The sequence below is a fragment of the Paenibacillus sp. FSL F4-0125 genome (assembly GCF_038008565.1).
Classification (GTDB): Bacteria; Bacillota; Bacilli; order Paenibacillales; family Paenibacillaceae; genus Paenibacillus_AQ.
On sequence record NZ_JBBOZJ010000001.1, the window covers coordinates 903,220 to 926,752 of the forward strand.

The 23,533-nt window shown below is 44.8% G+C and carries 14 protein-coding genes, 15 tRNA genes and 3 rRNA genes; 26 read left to right on the forward strand and 6 right to left on the reverse strand.

What is annotated here, in order from left to right; all coding sequences use genetic code 11:
• The first annotated feature begins 6 nt into the window (after nucleotides 1-6).
• Both NST74_RS03965 and NST74_RS03970 read left to right on the forward strand, forming a co-directional pair.
• Complete coding sequence (locus NST74_RS03965) at nucleotides 7-654, forward strand: response regulator transcription factor (protein ID WP_042124226.1); 648 nt, start codon at nucleotides 7-9, stop codon at nucleotides 652-654.
• On the forward strand, nucleotides 638-2,047 hold the full coding sequence (locus tag NST74_RS03970) for a sensor histidine kinase (RefSeq protein WP_341110489.1): 1,410 nt from the start codon (nucleotides 638-640) through the stop codon (nucleotides 2,045-2,047). Before NST74_RS03965 ends, NST74_RS03970 begins: the two co-directional genes overlap by 17 nt.
• 711 nt (nucleotides 2,048-2,758) lie before the next feature.
• Here NST74_RS03970 and NST74_RS03975 read toward each other — a convergent pair.
• The 3 genes from NST74_RS03975 to NST74_RS03985 are packed head-to-tail and all read right to left on the reverse strand — an operon-like array spanning nucleotide 2,759 to nucleotide 5,800.
• Nucleotides 2,759-3,898 carry a DHHW family protein gene (locus NST74_RS03975; RefSeq protein WP_341110490.1) on the reverse strand — a complete coding sequence of 380 codons (1,140 nt, stop codon included), beginning with the start codon at nucleotides 3,896-3,898 and terminating at the stop codon, nucleotides 2,759-2,761.
• 21 nt (nucleotides 3,899-3,919) lie between these two features.
• The gene (locus NST74_RS03980; protein WP_341110492.1) at nucleotides 3,920-5,305 is read right to left on the reverse strand and encodes an MBOAT family O-acyltransferase; all 1,386 of its coding nucleotides are present in this window, start codon (nucleotides 5,303-5,305) and stop codon (nucleotides 3,920-3,922) included.
• Nucleotides 5,306-5,311: 6 nt separating this feature from the next.
• The gene (locus NST74_RS03985) at nucleotides 5,312-5,800 is read right to left on the reverse strand and encodes a DUF4358 domain-containing protein (RefSeq protein WP_042124234.1); all 489 of its coding nucleotides are present in this window, start codon (nucleotides 5,798-5,800) and stop codon (nucleotides 5,312-5,314) included.
• A 227-nt stretch (nucleotides 5,801-6,027) separates the two neighbouring features.
• Between NST74_RS03985 and NST74_RS03990 the strand changes: the two genes are divergently transcribed.
• Both NST74_RS03990 and NST74_RS03995 read left to right on the forward strand, forming a co-directional pair.
• Entirely contained in the window at nucleotides 6,028-6,468 is a 441-nt protein-coding gene (locus tag NST74_RS03990) for a HEAT repeat domain-containing protein (protein ID WP_042124236.1), read from the forward strand.
• An 11-nt stretch (nucleotides 6,469-6,479) separates the two neighbouring features.
• Entirely contained in the window at nucleotides 6,480-7,058 is a 579-nt protein-coding gene (locus NST74_RS03995) for a hypothetical protein (protein ID WP_341110493.1), read from the forward strand.
• An 88-nt stretch (nucleotides 7,059-7,146) separates the two neighbouring features.
• On the opposite strand, the gene mbcS is transcribed toward NST74_RS03995, so the two are convergent.
• On the reverse strand, nucleotides 7,147-8,742 hold the full coding sequence (gene mbcS, locus NST74_RS04000) for an acyl-CoA synthetase MbcS (protein ID WP_341115825.1): 1,596 nt from the start codon (nucleotides 8,740-8,742) through the stop codon (nucleotides 7,147-7,149).
• Nucleotides 8,743-8,906: 164 nt separating this feature from the next.
• On the opposite strand from mbcS, the gene NST74_RS04005 reads away from it, so the two are divergent.
• Nucleotides 8,907-9,428, forward strand: a complete 522-nt coding sequence (locus tag NST74_RS04005; RefSeq protein WP_076120079.1) for a GNAT family N-acetyltransferase — start codon at nucleotides 8,907-8,909, stop codon at nucleotides 9,426-9,428.
• A gap of 189 nt (nucleotides 9,429-9,617) precedes the next feature.
• Nucleotides 9,618-10,322, forward strand: coding sequence for a hypothetical protein (locus tag NST74_RS04010; protein WP_341110494.1), 705 nt, complete (start codon nucleotides 9,618-9,620; stop codon nucleotides 10,320-10,322).
• Between the two features lie 114 nt (nucleotides 10,323-10,436).
• Here the strand turns inward: NST74_RS04010 and NST74_RS04015 are convergent, their stop codons facing one another.
• Nucleotides 10,437-10,562: a DUF4023 domain-containing protein gene (locus NST74_RS04015; protein WP_052414454.1), complete on the reverse strand. Its 126-nt coding sequence runs from the start codon at nucleotides 10,560-10,562 to the stop codon at nucleotides 10,437-10,439.
• 167 nt (nucleotides 10,563-10,729) lie between these two features.
• Between NST74_RS04015 and NST74_RS04020 the strand changes: the two genes are divergently transcribed.
• From NST74_RS04020 to NST74_RS04115, 20 genes are all read left to right on the forward strand, one after another.
• Nucleotides 10,730-15,058 (forward strand): S-layer homology domain-containing protein, encoded by a 4,329-nt coding sequence (locus NST74_RS04020; protein ID WP_341110495.1) that lies wholly within the window; start codon nucleotides 10,730-10,732, stop codon nucleotides 15,056-15,058.
• A gap of 513 nt (nucleotides 15,059-15,571) precedes the next feature.
• A 16S ribosomal RNA gene (locus tag NST74_RS04025) occupies nucleotides 15,572-17,130 on the forward strand.
• A gap of 261 nt (nucleotides 17,131-17,391) precedes the next feature.
• Nucleotides 17,392-20,320: ribosomal RNA gene (locus NST74_RS04030) — 23S ribosomal RNA — on the forward strand.
• Nucleotides 20,321-20,392: 72 nt separating this feature from the next.
• Nucleotides 20,393-20,509: ribosomal RNA gene (rrf, locus tag NST74_RS04035) — 5S ribosomal RNA — on the forward strand.
• Together the 16S, 23S and 5S rRNA genes with 15 tRNA genes alongside form the textbook arrangement of a ribosomal RNA operon.
• 57 nt (nucleotides 20,510-20,566) lie before the next feature.
• Nucleotides 20,567-20,643: transfer RNA gene (locus tag NST74_RS04040), tRNA-Ile, on the forward strand.
• A 3-nt stretch (nucleotides 20,644-20,646) separates the two neighbouring features.
• A tRNA-Asn gene (locus NST74_RS04045) sits at nucleotides 20,647-20,722 on the forward strand.
• A gap of 5 nt (nucleotides 20,723-20,727) precedes the next feature.
• Nucleotides 20,728-20,820 (forward strand) — tRNA-Ser (locus NST74_RS04050).
• A 130-nt stretch (nucleotides 20,821-20,950) separates the two neighbouring features.
• Nucleotides 20,951-21,022: transfer RNA gene (locus NST74_RS04055), tRNA-Glu, on the forward strand.
• A 6-nt stretch (nucleotides 21,023-21,028) separates the two neighbouring features.
• A tRNA-Val gene (locus NST74_RS04060) sits at nucleotides 21,029-21,104 on the forward strand.
• Between the two features lie 17 nt (nucleotides 21,105-21,121).
• Nucleotides 21,122-21,198 (forward strand) — tRNA-Met (locus NST74_RS04065).
• Nucleotides 21,199-21,270: 72 nt separating this feature from the next.
• A tRNA-Met gene (locus tag NST74_RS04070) sits at nucleotides 21,271-21,347 on the forward strand.
• Between the two features lie 25 nt (nucleotides 21,348-21,372).
• Nucleotides 21,373-21,450: transfer RNA gene (locus NST74_RS04075), tRNA-Asp, on the forward strand.
• A gap of 16 nt (nucleotides 21,451-21,466) precedes the next feature.
• A tRNA-Gln gene (locus NST74_RS04080) sits at nucleotides 21,467-21,541 on the forward strand.
• 7 nt (nucleotides 21,542-21,548) lie between these two features.
• A tRNA-Lys gene (locus NST74_RS04085) sits at nucleotides 21,549-21,624 on the forward strand.
• Between the two features lie 15 nt (nucleotides 21,625-21,639).
• A tRNA-Leu gene (locus NST74_RS04090) sits at nucleotides 21,640-21,723 on the forward strand.
• 5 nt (nucleotides 21,724-21,728) lie between these two features.
• Nucleotides 21,729-21,803, forward strand: a tRNA-Gly gene (locus NST74_RS04095).
• A gap of 8 nt (nucleotides 21,804-21,811) precedes the next feature.
• Nucleotides 21,812-21,888: transfer RNA gene (locus tag NST74_RS04100), tRNA-Arg, on the forward strand.
• A 30-nt stretch (nucleotides 21,889-21,918) separates the two neighbouring features.
• Nucleotides 21,919-21,992 (forward strand) — tRNA-Pro (locus NST74_RS04105).
• A gap of 12 nt (nucleotides 21,993-22,004) precedes the next feature.
• Nucleotides 22,005-22,075, forward strand: a tRNA-Gly gene (locus tag NST74_RS04110).
• Nucleotides 22,076-22,177: 102 nt separating this feature from the next.
• The gene (locus NST74_RS04115) at nucleotides 22,178-22,642 is read left to right on the forward strand and encodes a YdeI/OmpD-associated family protein (RefSeq protein WP_341110496.1); all 465 of its coding nucleotides are present in this window, start codon (nucleotides 22,178-22,180) and stop codon (nucleotides 22,640-22,642) included.
• A 102-nt stretch (nucleotides 22,643-22,744) separates the two neighbouring features.
• On the opposite strand, the gene NST74_RS04120 is transcribed toward NST74_RS04115, so the two are convergent.
• Nucleotides 22,745-23,200 (reverse strand): GreA/GreB family elongation factor, encoded by a 456-nt coding sequence (locus tag NST74_RS04120; protein WP_341110497.1) that lies wholly within the window; start codon nucleotides 23,198-23,200, stop codon nucleotides 22,745-22,747.
• Between the last annotated feature and the right edge of the window lie 333 nt (nucleotides 23,201-23,533).

Below are 23,533 nucleotides of genomic sequence, written 5' to 3' on the forward strand. Positions count from 1 at the left end.
TGCTACTTGAACATTCTAATTGCCGATGATGAGAAACATATGACCACCATATTGAAGACTTATTTTGAAAAAGAGGGCTATAACGTTTGGGTAGCTGCGGATGGGGAGGAGGCGCTGGAGCTCTTTTTTTCGAATAAGATCGATCTTGTGGTCTTGGATTGGATGATGCCTAAACGAAGCGGGATTGAGGTGTGCAATGAAATCAAGCAGGTTAGTTTAGCTAAAGTGGTGATGCTGACCGCCCGATCTTCCCATGACGATGAATTTAGCGCTTTAGATATCGGTGCAGATGAATATATTAGAAAACCATTTGATCCACGGATTTTAATGCTGAGAATTAAAAAAATGCTGGGTACCGAAAAAGTAGCTGCTATACGGGACTTAGAAATTGATTTTGAACGGAAGAAAGTGTACAAGAATGGGGAGGAGCTGTCCCTATATAAAAAAGAGTTCGAGTTGCTCACCTTCCTATATGAGAATAAAGGCCGGATTTTGTCCAGAGATTCTTTGTTATCTTCCGTTTGGGGAATGGACTACCTCGGCGAAGAACGAACCGTGGATACACATATCAAGCGATTGCGCGATAAGATTGGAGCTGATCACGTGATCACACACAGGGGAATGGGGTACAGCTTCCATGATAAAAATCAATAAAATAAGCGCGAAGTTATTGATTATGGTAAGCATCATTCTGCTGATTGTGTTTGGGACATCCTATTTATTGCACAATTTTTTCTCATCCGATTATTACCTTTACAAAATGAAAACCAAGATTAACACTATTTATGACGAAGTAAAGGATCTCAGTCTGGATCAGCTCATGGACAAGGAAACAGCGATCGAGAACAATAACAATATAATGATTGTTAGGGTTGAAAATAGAGGAAGCACAACAGAAATTAACGACAACATTCAATTTGCTCTTTTTAAAGATAAGGTATCGCTCAATAAGTTCTGGATTACGGAAGAAGTCTTACAAAAGGTAAACGAAGGAAATACGGTGAATCTATTATTTAATCAGGGGAAATTAAAGTCCAGCCTGTTAACGAAAATATATGAGCAGGATGGCAGTCTAATCCTCATCGGCACTGTGGTTGTGCACAATACAGATGCTTTAAACATCGTAAATCAACTCAGCTTCTACTCCGTTCTTTTGGGGATTATTATCAGCTTGCTGTTAGTGGCTTATTATTCGAAAAAGATCATTACCCCATTAGAGCAGTTACAGGATGTGGCGAAGGATATTTCCAATCTTGATTTTAAACAAGTGACGATTAAATCGGGGGATGAAATTGAAGAGTTATCTAAAAGCATTAATCAGATGAGTCAACGCCTAAAAAGCGCCCATGCAGAACTGGAGAAGAAAAATCAAAGCTTAAACACACTGATCTCAAGCATTTCACATGAAGTGAAGACACCGTTATCCTTAATCCAAGCCTATACGATTGGTATCCAAGATGGTCTGGATGATGGTACGTATACGGATATCATTTTGGAGCAGGTGAAATATACGTCGGATATGGTAGATTACTTAATTAAGCTGTCCAAGATTCAAAAGACCGAAGTGCATAAAGAGAAATTCGATCTTAAAGAGCTTTTGCTCAAAGTGATCTCACAATATAACATTACGCTTAAAAATAAAAACCTGACCTTACAGACCGACTTCCATTCGGTTGAACGATCCATCGTTGAAGAGGATATCAGCCAGATTGAGATTGTATTCAACAACTTAATTAGTAATGCCATTAAATATGGGGAAGAGAATGTCTTTGGGATCTCATTAGTAAATGATACTCACGACACTCTGAAGTTCACTATTACTAATAAAACCACGCACCTGAAAGAGAAGCACTTAGCCTATATCTGGGACCCGTTCTATGTCATCGACGAGTCTCGGAATAAAGAAATCTCCGGAACTGGACTTGGCCTGTCTATCGTCGCGGAGATTCTAGCTAAAAATGATCTGAAATACGAAGCCATATTAGAGGATTCGAATATTAGCTTTTGTGTTTGGTTTGATGTTGAGGTTACAGAAAATAATTGCTAGTGGGAGGGAAATTTCCCTTAAGCAATCTTCAGTTATTGTTGCAACTCTTTCACTCTTAATCAACCTCATAATGAATATGTATCAGATACTATCAATGATTAAATGTTTAGATTAGGGAAAACCTCCCGAATTATGTGAGATTTATCGTGCTCCAAGCGATAATTAGGGAAAATCTCCCCAATTATCAGGGTGTTTCATTCATAAAGAGGGTATTCTCGTATTTATTAGGGAGGATTTCCTTAAAAGTCACAAATTGAGCCGATAATTGACTAATTTTAGGGAGGATTTCCCTAATCCGCAAAGTGGTGTGATGTGGAGTTTAATGCAATGCTAGTGGAATTGAATTGCAGCTCATAATAAATGAAGCACTCCTTCAAGGAGGATTCATTCGCTTTAAAGCTATCGGCAGAGACACGATTCTACACATAATCGTGAATGGTTTTTTAGATTAAACCCATAAATATGGTGAAAAGTAACGGAGGGAATTTTGGAACTGTAGGAGCGGAGCGTTCGCCTGAAAGCTTTCCGAAGGAAAGCTCGCATCGGAAGCATATGCTGTCTCCGGATTTCAACCGTTAGAAACGGTATAAATAAAGAAATCTGGAGACAACAGCGACCGAAAGTCCAAACATTCCAGCAGTTACGCCCTATCACCATATTCATCGCCCTGTCACGATACTCATCACACTATCACCTGTTCCCCGTGTACCTTCAGTTAAGCTTCAAGATCGAAGCATTATCAACAAAAGTAGCTGTATTAAACAGCATCAATACATCCTTGATATCATTCTGAGCCATGTACTCACTGATACTCCCGTTATAATAACGAATGTCGATCACATGGATTTTCGGTACATGCTGAGTCAAAAAAGGGATGACACTATGCGCATAGGAGTCCTTGATGACGAGCAGCTTCTCCTGTTTGACTTCTTTAGGATCAAGCTCGCTTGTGATTTTCATAAGAGCATGAACGCCGCCTAGAAAATAAGAGTATTTATCTTTTTTCGTTAGATAGCTTGGATCGTATAGACTTGTTAAAGTCTCACCGGTATCTACAATATGCATCTTGGTGGATACATCATTAATTGGCTTATACTCTTGAATGGAATCTGGCACCACTCCGATAAATTGACTCCGTGTATGGTAGCTTCCAAGGAACGAATCGCTTACCGTCTCAATCTCGAATTTGCTCTGGGACAGAGGCTGCCATCCCATACTTTCAGCATACGCTACGTAAGCCAAGTAAGCGCCGTAGGTTGTCCAGTGATGATCGGTCCGATAATAAATGCCCTCTGCAGCATGCGGAGTAAGCACATCAAATCCATTTATAAAAGTTAGGCTATCACTTACTTCATCAGCAATCTTTTGATTCACCTCAGCTTGTGAGTATACAGGTGCTAACCAGGGCAAACGTTCGTTGTACAAGCCTACCGATGTAGGCGCAAGCAGAAAGGTCGTTTTGACTTCAGGATTTTTATCAGCAAAACGTTTCACAGCCGCTGTATATTGCTGAACCTTAGTGTAATCAGGGGCATCGAATTTTTGGAATAAGTAACCGTCTTTCCCCTTATAAATCCCGTTATTCTCTTGCTGCAGCCTCATTTGCTCCACCGCCGATTTCACCCATACCCATTTGGCTCGAAAAGGGAAATGATCGGTTACAAAGTTTTCTGCCTCTTCCGCATAGGTGTGGGATAATAAATTATCCCATGTCAGACGGGGAGCGCTTTGCAAATAGCGATTCTCTAGCTCGGAGAAACGTTGAACAGGCAGTAAGAAAAAAGTTATACCCACCAGAAACAACGTCGCGACAAATCCCACCACTAGTATTCGATCCGTCCTCTGCTTCATAAACAATCACCCCCTAAGTCGTTAGAATCGGAAATATAAGAATGGGTTAAAGGTAGCATCCACTAAGTAAGCGACAGATAAGAAGAATAAGACGCCATACCAGACCAGAGCAGGAATCGATCTAGCCTCCATACGCTTGGAGAGTTTCAAAGGTATGGAGGCTAAAGTTAATACCACGAGTAGAATCGCGTTTGTGTAAGTGAAGTATAAAGTAGTGGTATTCCACAATGGCTGGCCATTAAAGCCGAGCATCGCTTGCAAGTAACTAAGTACCAACGGAAGTTCTTCAAAGGCGAACAAGACCCATCCAATGAGAATAAGCACAACGGCATAGAGATGCCTAGTCCAGCGCGGTAGACGGCTCAGCAGTTGTAGTCCCCACCATTTTTCAAAGATAAGAATGACCCCGAAGTATAATCCCCAGAACAGAAAGTTCCAGCTCGCCCCGTGCCAGATTCCTGTGAGCAGCCACACAATAAGGATATTGCGAACTTGAATACCTAACCCCCGGCGGTTGCCTCCAAGCGGGATATATACGTAATCACGAAACCAACTGCTTAAGGAAATATGCCATCTCCGCCAGAAGTCAGTTATACTCTGTGATATATAAGGTTTGTTGAAGTTTTCGTTAAATCGGAAGCCGAACATAAGGCCGAGGCCAATCGCCATATCCGAATACCCACTGAAATCAAAATAAATCTGAAAGGCAAACGCAATAATGCCAAGCCAAGCGGTTAAAGCAGGCATGGACTCCAGATTGGAGCTGGATATGGTGTGCCAGAGCAGGCCAATGTTATTGGCGAGCAGCACTTTTTTGGCTAGTCCGATAATGAATCTTCTTACACCTTCCGCGAACATGGGGATATCCACCGAACGCTCACGTAGTTGCTCTGCAATAGTGTTATATTGAACGATAGGACCGGCTACTAATTGCGGAAACAGAGCTACAAACGTCCCGAAATCAATCCAATTCCGCTGTGCTTTGGTAGTTCCTCTGTAGACATCAATGATGTAGGACATGGATTGAAAGGTATAGAACGATATCCCAATAGGTAATGGTAAATCAGTTAAAGGGATATGAGTGCCGAGGAGTTCGTTTACATTCTGGATGAGAAAATCTGCGTATTTAAAATACGACAATAAGCCCAGGTTAATAATGACGGAGCTAACCACAATCCACTTGCGCTGCACCGTAGTTAGCTTCGGTCTACTAAGAAGTAGACCAAAGCCGTAATCCGTAACGGTAGACAGCAACATAATTACAATGTAGACGGGTTCGCCCCATGCATAAAACACCAGACTGCTCAAAAATAAAATGAGATTTTTAATCCGCCAAGGCGAAACGTAGTAGAGTGCAAGGACAGCCGGCAGAAACAGGAATAGGAAGAGTAGGCTGCTGAATACCATCGCTAATTATTTTTTAGTAAACAAGGTATCGAATTCAGTCACCAGCTGATCCGCACTCTCGGAAATCACGAATAAGATGTAATTGCCTTTTTTGACCAGCTTATAATTTTGGGCGTTCTCATATTGATCCGGAAGGTATTGTTCGAACTGCTTTTGAATATCTGCCGCACGCTCTTTGACTGCGGTTTCGACAGTAGAGATATCTTTGGCATCTTTAACTTTTAAAATAGCAATTTCATTACTTTTCACATTCATCATTGGCATTCTAATGCTATAATCTTCAAGTAATGATGGAGCTAGATGGTACAGCTGACTCACCATATCTTCTTCAACTTCCATTAATGAAGGCTGTTCCACTTTTGCAAGCATTTCGTCGACCATCTCTTTCGCCGTCAGATTGGTTTCTACTGCGGCTTCATTGTTACTGCTGGCACAGGCGCTAAGCACCACACTTAATACAATAGTTAACGCTAGAATGAAGGTATGCTTTTTCAATTAGGTCACTCTCCTTGGTGTGTTTGATCTACAATTCTCTAGTTAACTAACGTATAGAGTCTATAGAATGTTGCGCGACACTTTCTTTCGAATACTTTACCCCAATTTTGTGGAAATATGTTTGAAGGAAAAGGTCATGCAAAGATCTTCCTCTCTTAGCTTGCGCAATGGTTGGTTATACTGTTACTGTAAGATAGATAGTTTTGAATAGAAGGGGATTGAACGGAATGATCGAAGAACTAAACAATAATGAATTACCGGAGAATTACGAGGAATTAAAGAAAGCTGCGAACCGCTCTGCGGATTGGAGAGCCCGTCTAGAAGCAGTTGAAGAACTGGGACAGACTAACCACAAACAAATTATCGATATCCTGACGCGTTTAATGGAGAGCGATCCTGTATATACAGTTCAAGAAGCGGCTTACCTTAAACTGAAGGCATTCGGAGAAGATGTTAAAGCGCCATCCAAGAATAAACCGGAGCTAGTGAAAGGCGTATCCAAAATACTCCTGAGAATTAAGAAGAGCCTGCCTAGAGATCATTCGTACGAGGATTTCAAAGAGAAGCTGAAGAAGATGAGAATCGACGTCTATGACACTTATGAAGGCGAAAAAGGCGATGACTTCGACGCGTGGCTGATGAAGATGTGGACTTCCGCGAACAAGTAAAGGATGACAACATGCAAACTAACAAATTAACAGAACAATTTCAAGAATACCTTAAACTGTCTGCTGACCTACGTCCTGACTATATTGCCAGCTTAGGTAAGGGTGATAATGAAGCGAAGATTACGGCGATTTTTCCGGAAGCCCCTGAACTGTTGAAAGCTTTTTATAGCACAGTTTCAGGTACAAGCAGTGAGGAAGAAGAACCAAGTCTGATCGAATTTATTCCGGGGTATCGTCTAATTCATATTAATGAATATGAAGCAGAGATGAAGATTTTAGCTGGAATATTGGAGGAAAAAGGCCATCAAGCGGATGGCGTTATCTTGCCGATCTTAACGAATTACGGTAGCGACTTCATTTGTTACCATAAATCCGCGGATGGTGTGGAACGAGTATGTGACCTGCTGCATGATTTTGGGGATCTGATTGTAATGTATGAATCACCTGAAAAGTTTCTGGAGACTTTATGTGAGTTCTACAAGCAAGAGGTTTATTTCCTGGATGAAGAGGGTTACCTCGATTGCGATTTAGTAAAAGAGGGCGAAGTAGGCGCAGCCTTGAACCCGGATGCAAAATACTGGTCTGAATAATTAACAAGAGCAGCAGTCCGATTATGGACTAGCTGCTCTTGTTGTTTTTTAGCCTCAGTAAGCTGAAGCCTCCTGTTTCATATCGATTTTAATCTTGCGCAGCACGTTTCTCCTGCTCCCGCAGCTCTATTCTCCGTATTTTACCGGAGGCAGTTTTCGGAAGATCCTGAATGAACTCGATTTTACGAGGATATTTATAAGGAGCGGTCCACTCTTTAACATGGGATTGCAGCTCCTTCACAAGCTCAGGAGAAGCCGTAGTCTCATCCCTTAGTACAATAAAAGCCTTAACGATGTGTCCGCGGATTTCATCCGGACTAGCAACGACCGCGCATTCTTTAACTGAGGCATGCTTCATAAGGGCTTCCTCTACCTCAAAAGGACCAATGGTGTAACCCGAGCTAATGATAATGTCATCTCCACGGCCCTCGAACCAGAAATAACCGTCTTCATCCTTCCGCGCCCGGTCGCCGGTTACGAAGAACTCACCGTGAGTGCAGCTTTCTTTTCTGCCGGGGTCTTTGTAATAGGTATGGAATAACGCTGGCATGCTTAAGTGCACTGCGATATCTCCAACGACTCCAGCAGGTAACGGAATCCCGTCTTCGTCTACCACTTCAACTAGACCGGGAGCAATAGACTTACCCATTGACCCTATTCGAATTGGCGTATCTTTAAGTGTTCCGATGATAAGCGTACTTTCGGTCTGTCCGTAGCCATCACGAATCGTGATATTGAATTCACGTTGAAAAGTGTTGATGACCTCTTGATTCAAAGGCTCTCCAGCGGAAACTGCGCAGCGAAGGTGGGACAAGTCATATTGACTGAGGTCTTCCAATTTAGCCATTAAGCGATATTCGGTTGGTGTACAGCATAACACCTCAATATTGTGATCCTGCAGCAGCTGCAAATATTTTTTAGGATGAAAAGATCCACTATATACAAAGCCGGTCGCCCCGTTACCAAGGACGGACAAAAAGGGGCTCCAAATCCACTTCTGCCAGCCCGGTGCCGCTGTTGCCCAGACGGTGTCTGTTTCTTTAATATCAAGCCATTGAGGGGAAGTGATCCGCAAGTGAGCATAACCCCAACCATGACTATGAACGACTGCTTTAGGGTTGCCGGTTGTTCCAGAGGTATATGCCAAGATCGCCATATCGTCACGGTGGCTTTCGACTGTAGTGAACGCATCCGGTTGATCAATCATTAGTTCTTCTAGATCTAACCATCCGTTACCGAGCTCGTTAGAGCTGCCAGATACTGAAAGACGGTAATCCAGAGCAGGCAGATCATCCGAGATTTTATTTACTTCCTCAGTAACCTCTGACCAGGCAATAACGGCTCTGGCCTCGGCATGCCGCAGGCGATAGGATAAATCCTTGGCGCGAAGCATTTCTGATGAAGGGATAATCGCAAGTCCTAGCTTCAGACATGCTAAATAGATGACATAAGCGATGATTCGACGTGGAACCATAACAAGAACACGATCCCCTTGCTCGAGACCAAGTGCTGCGAGTCCCCCGGCAAGTCGGTTAGCTTGTTTGCGAAGTTCTCCGTAAGTGATTTCCTCGTAGTCTCCCAGTTCATTCAACCACTTAAGTGCAATCTTTTCCGGTGCATGACGTTCCATTTCCGAAGTGAGATTGTAGTACTCAGGTGCGATCCACTGCTGATTATCCAATATGAACCTCTCCTATATCAAACAAGATGTGTATAGCTGTTACACTTAGTATAGCACGTTATCCTAGTACCAGGTACTAGTACCTTGATGCTTAAATTTGATATCATAGGGTTCAGAAGGTTAAGATAACTTGTGTAAATATAAATCCAGAAAGTGAGAACTATGTTATGAATCACACAACTTTTGATGAAATATTCGCTATTATGGAAGCCTCTTTTCCCACTTCCGAGATCAGAACCTATGAGGGACAACAGGCGTTATTGGATGTTCCACATTACCGATTGATTACCGAAGTGAATGCTGAGGGGAAAATCATTGCTTTTATAGCTTGCTGGGAGTTTCCAGGATTTCGATTTGTAGAACATATCGCAGTGGACCCAAGTATAAGAGGTGGAGGCATTGGTAAAAAGCTGATGGAGGAGTATATCCGTAAGTCAGGTAAACCTGTGCTTTTGGAAGTTGAACCGCCACTGGGTGAAATGGAACAACGGAGAATCGGTTTCTATGAGCGGCTGGGCTTTCATTTGAATCCTTATGAGTATGTGCAGCCCCCTCTGCGTGAGGAAAATGCTGATTTACCGCTTCAAATCATGACCTATCCTAACCCTGTCGATGAAGAAGAGTTCAATTTATATCGAGAAATTTTATATACAGAAGTGTATAAGGTTACAACACCGTATCAAAGTTAATCTCTTCAGCAACCCGTACGATCCTTTTTAGGACAAGCGGGTTGCTGTTTTTATTTTTGGTTAAATGAATGATATTTTGTTTTTTTTAATTACAAAATGGGTACAAGTAAGAAACAACTTAGAGACATAATCTTATTTTGTTTGAGCTAAAGTAAGAACAAAGATTGAACTTCCAAGGAGGGCTTACTTATGAAAAATAAAAAAATAATCATAGCAACAATGGTGTTTGGGATGGTAGTTACAGGATCAGCCGGTGTATATGCGGGAACTAAACTTCAAAAAATCACTGCATACCTCAATCACAGCATTGGTTTTAAGGTGAATGGTACGGCGTATACGCCAGTTGATAATAAAGGGAACGCGTTGGCGCCAATTACTTATAACAATACAACCTATCTTCCTGTACGTGCGATTGCTGATGTGATGAAGGTGCCTGTGACCTTTGATGCGGTGAACAATCAGGTTATTCTTGGCACAGGAGGCTCGGTGACTGACACTATTTCTCTGACTCCTGTACAATACAGCAGCACTCAGAAAGAAGAGATTGTTAAAGCCTTCGCCAATTTCCAAGGTTTCGAAACAGCCTATGCACCTACTCAAATGGTGAGTGGAGACGCATTCCAAAAAGTGGTAGGCTCTGATGATGGTGTGAACTTTCTGTTTAAGCAGATGAAGGTGAACATTTCTCCTCGTGATTATGCTTACGATTACAAAGGTGAAACTGTAAAGCTCTCTAATGGAACCGAAGCTAAATGGTACAGCCCATCCAGCGATTCGTTGTTCTTGACCTATAAACTGGATGATCGTTTTGTTACGATTAGTTCCCCAAATAAAACACTGAGTAAGACGCAATTAGAAAAAGTAGCAGTGAATGTAGTGAAATGGAGTAAATAAGGTTTTCTTTAACACTTCTCTTTGTGCTTTAAAAAGTAAAGCAGCAAGTCTCCCATAGTTGGAGAGGCTTGCTGCTTTTTTTTGTCGTGTTTGAGAGCTGATCGTTTAAAGCTTTTACTTACTGTGCTGTTTATTTGGCAGCTTTTGACTTGGTGTACTTTTACCGTGATGTTCTTTATTCTTTTCAGCTTTCTTTTGGGTGTCGTGTACTTTTTCTACAAAAGCATGAGTATCGTCCATGTTTATCCTCCTTGATTGGCAACCTTGCCGTTACTGTAACCACTTTTGTAAGAATACATACATGATGTACTTTACAAACTTCTATGTTTATAAAGACATTGCGAAAATATTTGATAGTTACTATAAATGGATGCAAGCATTTCATAGAACAGTAAGGGAGACTGATTATGAACAGGTTATTTAAACAAGCTGTATCCATGACCTTAGCTTTCGTTATGGTACTGGGAATTACATTCACAGGAATGCCAGCTTATGCTGAAGACAGCAATGGGGATGCTGGATTACTGCAATTACAATCGCTAGAGCCTGTTACATTATTGGCAGCGAATTCTACGTGGAAGTATCTAGATCACGGAACAGATCAAGGGACGGTATGGCGGTCCGTGTACGACGATTCAGCATGGGCGTCTGGTCAAGCACCGCTTGGTTATAAAGATAATGGAAGCGGAGTCAGCAGCAAGCAATTTGGTGCTCTGAACACAAATATAAGCTACGGTTCTAATAAGAGTATGAAATATCGTACTTCTTACTTCCGTACAAACGTAACGGTGAATAAGGAAGAGATTATGAAATCCGATAAAATCTTGGGCAACTTCGCATTTGATGACGGAGCTGTACTATATTTGAACGGTAAAGAAATCTACCGTGAGGCTATGCCAGCGGGTGAAATCACTTTCCAAACCAAAAGCTCAACTAACTTAAGTGATCCAAACGAATATACCAAGGTAGACCTTACTGAAGTCGTAAAGGCTAACTTGATGGATGGAAGTAATGAGCTTTCAGCTGAGGTTCATCAGTCGAGTGATGGTAGCTCTGACTTGTACTGGGATATGAACCTGATTGCTTATCCGGTAGTAGAGACTGAAGAACCTGGAGTTGGGAAGCCTGAGTCAATCGCGCTTACCTTTAACGGAAACCCTCAGACTAGTATGGGGTTCAATTGGTATGCACCTGAGAAAGTAACAGGCACCAAGCTTGAAGTAGTAGAAGCTTCTAAAGTAGTGAATGGTCAGTTTCCAGTAGATGCTCAAACTTACGAGGGAACATCTGTTACAACAAGCGTGTATATGACAAAAGCGGATAAATCAGCCAAGAAACCAGTGGTACTGACTAGCCATAAGGTCATTGCCGACAAATTGCAGCCGGGAACGGAGTATGCTTACCGTGCTGGGGATGGACAAGCTGACAATTGGAGTGACATCGGAACGTTTACAACAGAAAGCTCCAGTAATCAGGCCTTTAAGTTCTTATATACAACGGACTCTCAAGGAACAACTGAAGGTGATTTTGATATTTGGAATCATACCCTTCAAGAGGGATTGGCTAAATTCCCGACAAGTGAATTCATTCTGAATTCCGGTGATTTGGTAGACAACGGTGATATTGAGGAGCAATGGGGATGGTTCTTCAATAAACCAAAGGATATTCTAGCAAATATTCCATTGGTTCCACTGGTAGGTAATCACGAAAGTAAGAGTTACAGCAATTACACAACTCATTTTAATTTACCTAATGTCTCAAATACGGGCGCAAAACCAGATGGCTCTGTCTATTCTTTTGACTACGGTTCAGCACACTTTATGGTTATTAACACAGAATATTATGGTGCTAGCTCGAATCTTGAGAATAATGAAATTTACAATAAACAAGTAGAGTGGCTGCGCAGTGAAGCCGCGAAAAGCGATCAGAAGTGGAAGGTTGTGCTCTTGCATAAATCACCTTATTCTGTTGCCAGTCACACAAATGATACAGATGTACTCTATTACAGAGCTAATTTGACAAAGGTATTTGATGAGCTTGGTATTGACATGGTTATCGGTGGACATGACCACACCTATACTAGAAGCTATCAAATGTACAACAATCAGCCGTTGACGGATATTAAGCCGGACAAAAACGGAGTGGTAACTGATCCTAAGGGTACGCTGTACCTGATTACGAATGCAGCGGGCAATAAAAAATATAATGTTGGCGCAGGTCCGTTTCCTTTTGCAGCTAAATACGAACAGCCTGGTAAGGAAATGTTCACAGGAATGACTGTAACTAACGATGAATTCTCGTACGAAGCCTACACCACAACAACTGGTGGAACTACAGACTTGTATGATAAGTACAGCATTCATAAGTCTGACGTAGCTGTTAAACCTGTGCAGAATGCAAAAGCTACTGTAGCAGATGGCGGTAAAATCACGTTAACTTGGGACGCGCCTGCATCCGGTGCACCAGTATCCGGATATCGCATTTATGAGCAAAATGATCTGGTATCTGCAAATTGGACGATCAGTGTTCCTAATAAGGAAGGTCAAACTTCGTATAGTTACACTGTAGAAAATACTAATCCAAACCAAACCTATCAATTTGTTATCAAAGCTGTAAGTGACAGAACAAATTCAGCAGCTAAAGTTGCTTCTACCGATGCTATCAAAAAAGTTACCGTTACCTTTAACGGTGACCCAGTTAGTGCTAAAGGATTCACTTGGTACACAGCGTTGAAATCTGCAGGAAGCGACCTGCAGGTTGTAGAGAACACGGGCGTTACTCCAGACTTTACAAAAGCTGCTGAGTTTACAGGACGTTCAGCTGTTTCCAGAAATTCAAAGGATGAATTAGTTCATAAAGCTGAAGCTGCTAACCTTAAGGCTGATACGAAATACTACTTCCGTGTAGGTGATAAAGCACTAGGATTGTGGAGTGCAGTGGGAACTTTCGAAACTGCTGCTAAGACAGGTGCATTTACTTTCATTGATCTGGCAGACACACAGGCTAAGACGGAAGATGAAGCGATTCTTTCCGGTGAAACGATGGCAAAAGCACTTACGACATTCCCGAATGCAGAGTTTGTGGCGATTAACGGAGATATCGTAGATACTGGAACCAATGAATCACAGTGGAATTGGTTGCTTGGCCACTCGCAGGAAACCTTGCTCAATACGACTATTGTTCCAGTTGCGGGGAATCATGAGGATAAAGCGAATGCCTTCTATGAGCACTACAATATTAAGGAAGCAGCAGGCTCACCGACAGAAACAGGAGCTTACTATTCTTATGATTACAGCAATGCGCACTTTGTAGTCTTGAACACGAATGAAAATTCGGACGAATATGCTAACTTCAGCAAAGCACAGTTGGATTGGATGAAGGCCGATGTAAAAGCAGCGAAGGCTGCTGGAGCGAAGTGGATTATCGTCGCTATGCATAAAGGACCATACACAACCTCTAACCACGCTACTGACAAAGATATTATGGGTGCAAACGGAGAAAGAGCGAAAGTCGCTCCAATGATGGCTGAACTGGGCATTGACTTGGTTCTTCAAGGCCACGATCATATTTATGCACGGACGAAGCCAATCAAGGCTGACGGAACTGCAGCAGACACAGTGAAGATCAAGGAAAGCTTCAATGGTCAAACTGTGGAGTACACAGTAAACCCAGATGGAACGATCTATCTGATTCCAGCTACAGCAGGAGCAAAGGTTTACTACAAGAACATGAAACCTGAGTTGGGAGATGCGTATTATAACCTCTTTGAAGTAGCAAACGAGAATACAGCTGCTAAATACGGAGCGGACCCAAGTGATGCTACGCGTCCAATGCGCGGTCAAGTTCAGACCTTTGTTGGTATCACTGTAGATGCAGGGAAGCTGACAGCTGTATCTTATGAGATTGATCAGAATGTTAATGATGCTAAACCATATGTTCTTGAAGAGTTCGGCATTGTTAAAGGTGATGAGAATGGTGGAGTTACACCAACACCAACACCAACACCGACGCCAACAACAGAGCCGACAACAGCACCAACAACAGCACCAACAACAGCACCAACAACAGCGCCAACAACAGCACCAACAACAGCACCAACAACAAAACCGACAGCAACACCAACGCCAACAGTAGCGCCAACAACAACACCAGCACCAACAACGGCGCCTTCCCCAACTGCAACGCCAGTTAGTAAGCCATCTTTAACGGATACTAGCAATCACTGGGCAGCTGCTGTTATCGAGAAAGCAGTAGCAGCTGGTTTTGTTAGTGGTTATCCGGATAATACTTTCCGTCCGAATCAGAAAGTAAATCGGGTTGAATTTATCACAATGCTGGCGCGTGCTTTGCAATTGCCGGACAATGGTGATACATCAAGCTTTAAGGATTCTGCGAAGATTCCAGCATGGGCAAAGTCTTTTGTAGCACAGGCTGTATCTTTGCAAATTATCAGTGGCTATGATGATGGGACATTCCGTCCTACACAGGAGCTGACGCGTACAGAATTAGCAGTTATGGTTGTTCGTGCTCTTGGCATTACAGTAGATCCTAAAGCGACATTAACCTTCAATGATGCTAAGGATGTACCAGCATGGGCTGTGCCGTATATTGCAGCAGCAGCGAAATCAGGTCTTGTGAATGGTGTAGGGCAGAATAAATTTGCGCCTAACCAGAAGGCAACAAGAGCAGAGGCAGTTACTATAATCCTTTCCTTGTTAGAAAAAGGGCAGAAATAAACTAGTATCAGTGTGAAATGAACTCAAGCTTAGTAAGTATCAAACAAAGAGGCTCAGCTTATCTGCTGGGCCTCCTTTTTGTTTATGGGGGTTTTTAGAAGAACTCTTACACTGTTCAAACCCTTACTAAAGTAAGCGGAGGCGGAAGATGATGAAGTAACGGAAATGCGAAGTAATATTAATTTATAAAAAAGTGTTGCATTCAATCTCTATACATGATATATTCTAAGTCCGGCCAAGAAATACACATGCCGAGCTCGAAAAAGAAGTTAAAAAAAGAGCTTGACATTAAATAGCCGAACATGATATAGTATAAGAGTTGCTGCTGAGACATTAAACGGCGCCAACGAGAACTTGATCTTTGAAAACTGAACAACGAGTGAGTAGGAAATCACGAAAGTGAAATCCAAAACTGATGAGTTTCACAGCGTATTTTACGCTTTTGAAATTTCATCGTGAGAATTAATTTTCTCGTCAGATGTTTCAAAATGAGCATATCGCTCTTTTCAATACTAATTGGAGAGTTTGATCCTGGCTCAGGACGAACGCTGGCGGCGTGCCTAATACATGCAAGTCGAGCGGAGTTATTTTGAAAGCTTGCTTTCAAAATAACTTAGCGGCGGACGGGTGAGTAACACGTAGGCAACCTGCCCCTTAGACTGGGATAACTACCGGAAACGGTAGCTAATACCGGATAATTTCTTTTTTCTCCTGAAAAAAAGAATGAAAGACGGAGTAATCTGTCACTGAGGGATGGGCCTGCGGCGCATTAGCTAGTTGGTGGGGTAACGGCCCACCAAGGCGACGATGCGTAGCCGACCTGAGAGGGTGAACGGCCACACTGGGACTGAGACACGGCCCAGACTCCTACGGGAGGCAGCAGTAGGGAATCTTCCGCAATGGACGAAAGTCTGACGGAGCAACGCCGCGTGAGTGATGAAGGTTTTCGGATCGTAAAGCTCTGTTGCCAGGGAAGAACGTCCGGTAGAGTAACTGCTACCGGAGTGACGGTACCTGAGAAGAAAGCCCCGGCTAACTACGTGCCAGCAGCCGCGGTAATACGTAGGGGGCAAGCGTTGTCCGGAATTATTGGGCGTAAAGCGCGCGCAGGCGGTCATTTAAGTCTGGTGTTTAAACCTTGGGCTCAACCTAAGGTCGCACTGGAAACTGGGTGACTTGAGTACAGAAGAGGAAAGTGGAATTCCACGTGTAGCGGTGAAATGCGTAGATATGTGGAGGAACACCAGTGGCGAAGGCGACTTTCTGGGCTGTAACTGACGCTGAGGCGCGAAAGCGTGGGGAGCAAACAGGATTAGATACCCTGGTAGTCCACGCCGTAAACGATGAGTGCTAGGTGTTAGGGGTTTCGATACCCTTGGTGCCGAAGTTAACACAGTAAGCACTCCGCCTGGGGAGTACGGTCGCAAGACTGAAACTCAAAGGAATTGACGGGGACCCGCACAAGCAGTGGAGTATGTGGTTTAATTCGAAGCAACGCGAAGAACCTTACCAGGTCTTGACATCCCTCTGAATCTGCTAGAGATAGCAGCGGCCTTCGGGACAGAGGAGACAGGTGGTGCATGGTTGTCGTCAGCTCGTGTCGTGAGATGTTGGGTTAAGTCCCGCAACGAGCGCAACCCTTAACTTTAGTTGCCAGCAAGTAATGTTGGGCACTCTAGAGTGACTGCCGGTGACAAACCGGAGGAAGGTGGGGATGACGTCAAATCATCATGCCCCTTATGACCTGGGCTACACACGTACTACAATGGCCGGTACAACGGGAAGCGAAGCCGCGAGGTGGAGCCAATCCCATCAAAGCCGGTCTCAGTTCGGATTGCAGGCTGCAACTCGCCTGCATGAAGTCGGAATTGCTAGTAATCGCGGATCAGCATGCCGCGGTGAATACGTTCCCGGGTCTTGTACACACCGCCCGTCACACCACGAGAGTTTACAACACCCGAAGTCGGTGGGGTAACCCGCAAGGGAGCCAGCCGCCGAAGGTGGGGTAGATGATTGGGGTGAAGTCGTAACAAGGTAGCCGTATCGGAAGGTGCGGCTGGATCACCTCCTTTCTATGGAGAATCGTCTTCGGAAGTGAAGACATTCAAATCGGAAGTTTAACTTCCACAATCTCAGGTTTAGGCCTGTTACTCACTCGTTGCTCAGTTTTGAGAGTTTAAGCTCTCAAGTAAGACTTGATCCTTGAAAACTGGATACCGAAACGAATTTGCGTTTTAGAACATCTTTTAGCAACTTGTGTAAAACAAGTAAATGTTATTAGTGAAATGATTCCAAGAGAGATATCGTATGATATTTTCCTGCGGAAAAATCAAGGTTAAGCTAATAAGAGCACACGGAGGATGCCTAGGCGCCAGGAGCCGACGAAGGACGTGGCGAACAACGAAACTGCCTCGGGGAGCTGTAAGCAAGCTTTGATCCGGGGGTGTCCGAATGGGGAAACCCAGCTGTGGTAATTCGCAGTTACTCATACCTGAATACATAGGGTATGTAGAGGCAGACCAGGGGAACTGAAACATCTAAGTACCCTGAGGAAGAGAAAACAATAGTGATTCCGTCAGTAGCGGCGAGCGAACGCGGAACAGCCTAAACCTAAGAGCTTGCTCTTAGGGGTTGTGGGACGTCTCACATGGAGTTACAAAGGAATATGGTAGGCGAAGAGGTCTGGAAAGGCCCGCGATAGAGGTAAAAGCCCTGTAGCCTAAACTGTGTTCTCTCCGAGACGGATCCCGAGTAGTGCGGGGCACGTGAAACCCCGTATGAATCCAGCAGGACCATCTGCTAAGGCTAAATACTACCTGGCGACCGATAGTGAAACAGTACCGTGAGGGAAAGGTGAAAAGCACCCCGGAAGGGGAGTGAAATAGAACCTGAAACCGTGTGCTTACAAAAAGTCAGAGCCCTATTAATGGGTGATGGCGTGCCTTTTGTAGAATGAACCGGCGAGTTACGTTTAACATGCAAGGTTAAGTCGAGAAGACGGAGCCGCAGCGAAAGCGAGTCTGAATAGGGCGAATGAGTATGTGGACGTAGACCCGAAACCGTGTGATCTACCCCTGTCCAGGGTGAAGGTGCGGTAACACGCACTGGAGGCCCGAACCCACGCACGTTGAAAAGTGCGGGGATGAGGTGGGGGTAGCGGAGAAATTCCAATCGAACTCGGAGATAGCTGGTTCTCCCCGAAATAGCTTTAGGGCTAGCCTCGGTATAAGAGTAGTGGAGGTAGAGCACTGATTGGGTGCGGGGTCCGCAAGGATTACCAAGCTCAGTCAAACTCCGAATGCCATATACTTATTGCCGGGAGTCAGACAGTGAGTGCTAAGATCCATTGTCAAAAGGGAAACAGCCCAGACCATCAGCTAAGGTCCCCAAGTGTGTGTTAAGTGGGAAAGGATGTGGAGTTGCACAGACAACCAGGATGTTGGCTTAGAAGCAGCCACCATTGAAAGAGTGCGTAATAGCTCACTGGTCGAGTGACTCTGCGCCGAAAATGTAACGGGGCTAAACACACCACCGAAGCTATGGCTAGATACGTATGTATCTGGGGTAGGGGAGCGTTGTATGTGGGTTGAAGGTGTACCGTAAGGAGCGCTGGACAGCATACAAGTGAGAATGCCGGTATGAGTAACGAAAAGATCAGTGAGAATCTGATCCGCCGAAAGCCCAAGGTTTCCTGAGGAAGGCTCGTCCGCTCAGGGTAAGTCGGGACCTAAGGCGAGGCCGAAAGGCGTAGTCGAAGGACAACAGTTTGAAATTACTGTACCACCGTAATCCGCTATGAGCGATGGGGTGACGCAGGAGGGTAGTGACGCGGACTGATGGATATGTCCGTCTAAGCAGTGAGGCTGATGTGTAGGCAAATCCGCACATCGTTAAGGCTGGGCTGTGATGGGGAGCGAAAATTGTAGTAGCGAAGGTCATGATCTCACACTGCCAAGAAAAGCCTCTAGCCAGGAGAAGGTGCCCGTACCGCAAACCGACACAGGTAGGCGAGAAGAGAATTCTAAGGCGCGCGGAAGAACTCTCGTTAAGGAACTCGGCAAAATGACCCCGTAACTTCGGGAGAAGGGGTGCCCCGGTAGTGTGAATAGCACGAGGGGGCCGCAGTGAAAAGGCCCAAGCGACTGTTTAGCAAAAACACAGGTCTGTGCGAAGCCGCAAGGCGAAGTATACGGGCTGACGCCTGCCCGGTGCTGGAAGGTTAAGGGGAGTGGTTAGGGGTAACCCGAAGCTATGAACCGAAGCCCCAGTAAACGGCGGCCGTAACTATAACGGTCCTAAGGTAGCGAAATTCCTTGTCAGGTAAATTCTGACCCGCACGAATGGCGTAACGACTTGGGCGCTGTCTCAACGAGAGATCCGGTGAAATTTTAATACCTGTGAAGATGCAGGTTACCCGCGACAAGACGGAAAGACCCCATGGAGCTTTACTGCAGCTTGATATTGAATTTGGGTACGATCTGTACAGGATAGGTGGGAGCCGTAGAAATCGGAGCGCAAGCTTCGGTGGAGGCGCCGTTGGGATACCACCCTGATCGTATCTAGGTTCTAACCTAGTGCCCTAATCGGGTACGGGGACCGTGTCAGGCGGGCAGTTTGACTGGGGCGGTCGCCTCCTAAAGAGTAACGGAGGCGTTCCAAGGTTCCCTCAGAATGGTTGGAAATCATTCGAAGAGTGCAAAGGCATAAGGGAGCTTGACTGCGAGACCTACAAGTCGAGCAGGGACGAAAGTCGGACTTAGTGATCCGGTGGTACCGCATGGAAGGGCCATCGCTCAACGGATAAAAGCTACCCTGGGGATAACAGGCTTATCTCCCCCAAGAGTCCACATCGACGGGGAGGTTTGGCACCTCGATGTCGGCTCATCGCATCCTGGGGCTGAAGTAGGTCCCAAGGGTTGGGCTGTTCGCCCATTAAAGCGGTACGCGAGCTGGGTTCAGAACGTCGTGAGACAGTTCGGTCCCTATCTGTCGTGGGCGCAGGAAATTTGAGAGGAGCTGTCCTTAGTACGAGAGGACCGGGATGGACGTACCGCTGGTGCACCAGTTGTTCCGCCAGAAGCATGGCTGGGTAGCTACGTACGGACGGGATAAGCGCTGAAAGCATCTAAGCGTGAAGCCCCCCTCAAGATGAGATTTCCCAATTAGTAAGACCCCTTGAAGACGACGAGGTAGATAGGTTGGAGGTGGAAGTGCAGTAATGCATGGAGCTGACCAATACTAATCGGTCGAGGGCTTATCCTATACTTAAAACGCAAATTCAATTCGGATTCAGTTTTCAGGCGATTAAGCCTGAGCATTACGCTGTAATGCCCGTTTGGTGGCGATAGCGGAGGGGTTCCACGCGTACCCATCCCGAACACGACCGTTAAGCCCTCCAGCGCCGATGGTACTTGGACCGAAGGGTCCTGGGAGAGTAGGACGCCGCCAAGCGGACAACCACATTACCCGTGGTATTTTTTTTGCCCTTAATATTCGTATGTCTTAAAAGGGCCTTTAGCTCAGCTGGTTAGAGCGCACCCCTGATAAGGGTGAGGTCGGTGGTTCGAGTCCACTAAGGCCCACCATATTCCCTGATAGCTCAGTTGGTAGAGCACTCGACTGTTAATCGAGTTGTCACAGGTTCGAGTCCTGTTCGGGGAGCCATTTATGGAGAGGTGTCCGAGTTTGGCCGAAGGAGCACGATTGGAAATCGTGTAGGCGCCACAAGCGTCTCGAGGGTTCGAATCCCTCTCTCTCCGCCATGAATTTACTTCCCTGTTAGGGATGAGAAGCCTTGGTGGTTCGTTGAAGCATAAGCTTCGTTAGGAATGCTTCGCAATCTCGATCGTAGTGAGAGTATCCCTCTCTCTCCGCCATAAAGTTTATTAGCATGGCCCGTTGGTCAAGGGGTTAAGACACCTCCCTTTCACGGAGGTAACATGGGTTCGAATCCCATACGGGTCATAACATGGAGGCTTAGCTCAGCTGGGAGAGCATCTGCCTTACAAGCAGAGGGTCGGGGGTTCGATCCCCTCAGCCTCCACCATATTCATTTAAGAACGACGCGGGGTGGAGCAGCCCGGTAGCTCGTCGGGCTCATAACCCGAAGGCCGCAGGTTCAAATCCTGCCCCCGCAACCAAATTTTCCTTAAGCATGATGTTTTGGGACTAGCTGGCGTAGTGTAAATGAATAGTATATACTTATTAAATGACGCGGGGTGGAGCAGCCCGGTAGCTCGTCGGGCTCATAACCCGAAGGCCGCAGGTTCAAATCCTGCCCCCGCAACCAATTTACATTTATGCATTATGTCTGTGGAACCGTGGTGTAGTTGGCCTAACATGCCTGCCTGTCACGCAGGAGATCGCGAGTTCGAATCTCGTCGGTTCCGCCATTTAGTTAATTATTGTTGGGGATTAGCCAAGCGGTAAGGCAACGGACTTTGACTCCGTCATGCATAGGTTCAAATCCTATATCCCCAGCCATTTATGAGAGCCATTAGCTCAGTTGGTAGAGCACCTGACTTTTAATCAGGGTGTCGAAGGTTCGAGTCCTTCATGGCTCACCATTATTTTTAAAGTGTGCGCGTGTGGCGGAATGGCAGACGCACCAGACTTAGGATCTGGCGTTTCACGACGTGGGGGTTCAAGTCCCTTCACGCGCACCAATTTTGCGGAAGTGGCTCAGCGGTAGAGCATCGCCTTGCCAAGGCGAGGGTCGCGGGTTCGATTCCCGTCTTCCGCTCCATAATTTTTGCGCCCTTAGCTCAGCTGGATAGAGCGTTTGACTACGAATCAAAAGGCCGGGAGTTCGAATCTCTCAGGGCGCGCCATTTTTATTACTAAGTCATTACATGTTTTGACGGGATGTAGCTCAGCTTGGTAGAGCACCTGGTTTGGGACCAGGGGGTCGCATGTTCAAATCGTGTCATCCCGATTTTATACCTTTGCGGGTGTAGTTCAATGGTAGAACTTCAGCCTTCCAAGCTGATAGCGTGGGTTCGATTCCCATCACCCGCTTATAATTAAGAAACACCTGTCTATTATAGGCAGGTGTTTTTTTGTATAGTTACATTCATATGGATACAATAGAACTTAGGGCTTTTACTTGAGGAGGTAGCTATGTTTGAATTTGAAGCTAAATTAGTGCGACCTGATGCAAGTGGGAGCTGGACTTATCTTAACGTCCCTTTTGATGCCGAACAAATATTTGAAACAAAGTCCAGAATACAGGTAAAAGGAAGTGTAAATGGAATCCCCTATAGAGGAACGCTTATGCCCCATGGAAACGGAAAGCATTTTATGGTGGTAAAGAAAGAACTACGGGATCTAGCTAAAGCTCAACCTGGTGATATTGTGCGTGTGACGATGGAGTATGATCATCAATTACGAGAGGTAGAAGCCCCAGAGGATTTCCTTGATGCGCTGAGTAGCCATGAGCAGGCAGAAGCTTATTATAACGGTCGGGCTTATTCTTATCAGAAGGAATATGTATCTTGGATCGAAGCAGCGAAAAGACCTGAAACCAGAGCATCACGTATCGAGAAATCAGTTAGCAAGCTCGCAGATGGATTGAGGCTAAAATAAGAATACGAATAATCGATGCAAGGTATGAACATAAGAACAGCGTCCCTTTCCCGTCATAAGGAAGAGGACGCTGTTTACGTTGGTGGATATGCTCGGGGTGGCTTAAATAAGAACGGCTACCTCACCACAATTCACAAACTTAATACTTTCGATCATTACCGACAGTTCACCTGAAGGTATGGCTAACAGGCATGTGCTACCGATCTGAGCTAACAGTAGCTGCATGCCAATAGGCGAGAACATTGAAATCTTGTTATCATTGGGTTCAGCCTGGTTTGGAAATACGATGGTGTAGGTATCTGTAGTATTGTCGTCTAAGTAACGAAGCTGAAGCTGACTTCCAATCAATACGAGTGAGTTCAATTCTTCTCCATTAAAACGGGATAGTAATTGTTCCAGCTCGGAGCAATAACGGGACAGCAACGTTTCAGCATTGCTTCTTTGTTTACTTCGTTCCGGGAAATATTGATTTAGAAATGCGATTTTTTCCTCATCAAAATATATAAGCTGCTGGACCAATTGTGTCCTTGAGCCTTCATAAATTAGACTATGGTTCATAGTAGATTTCACCCCCTCTAAGTAGCACATTCTTTGCAAATTTGTTATGACGCGTTGCCATATTAAAATCCCTCCTATACAAATAGAGGTCCCCTAGAGGGAACCTTCTGATCAGTATAACAGCTTCTATATGTAAATCCAATCCATTTTGTAAAGGCAATTAATTCTTACTAAATATTGTATTTAAAACGTTTGACTATTACATATTTGGGTGCTATGATAGGCTGATGTTATAGGCATTTCGTAGAAAACTGCGGAATGCCTATACTATATTTCGATGATGTTTTTACATTAATGTTACCAGGGGAGTGATACGCGCCATGTACATTTCGT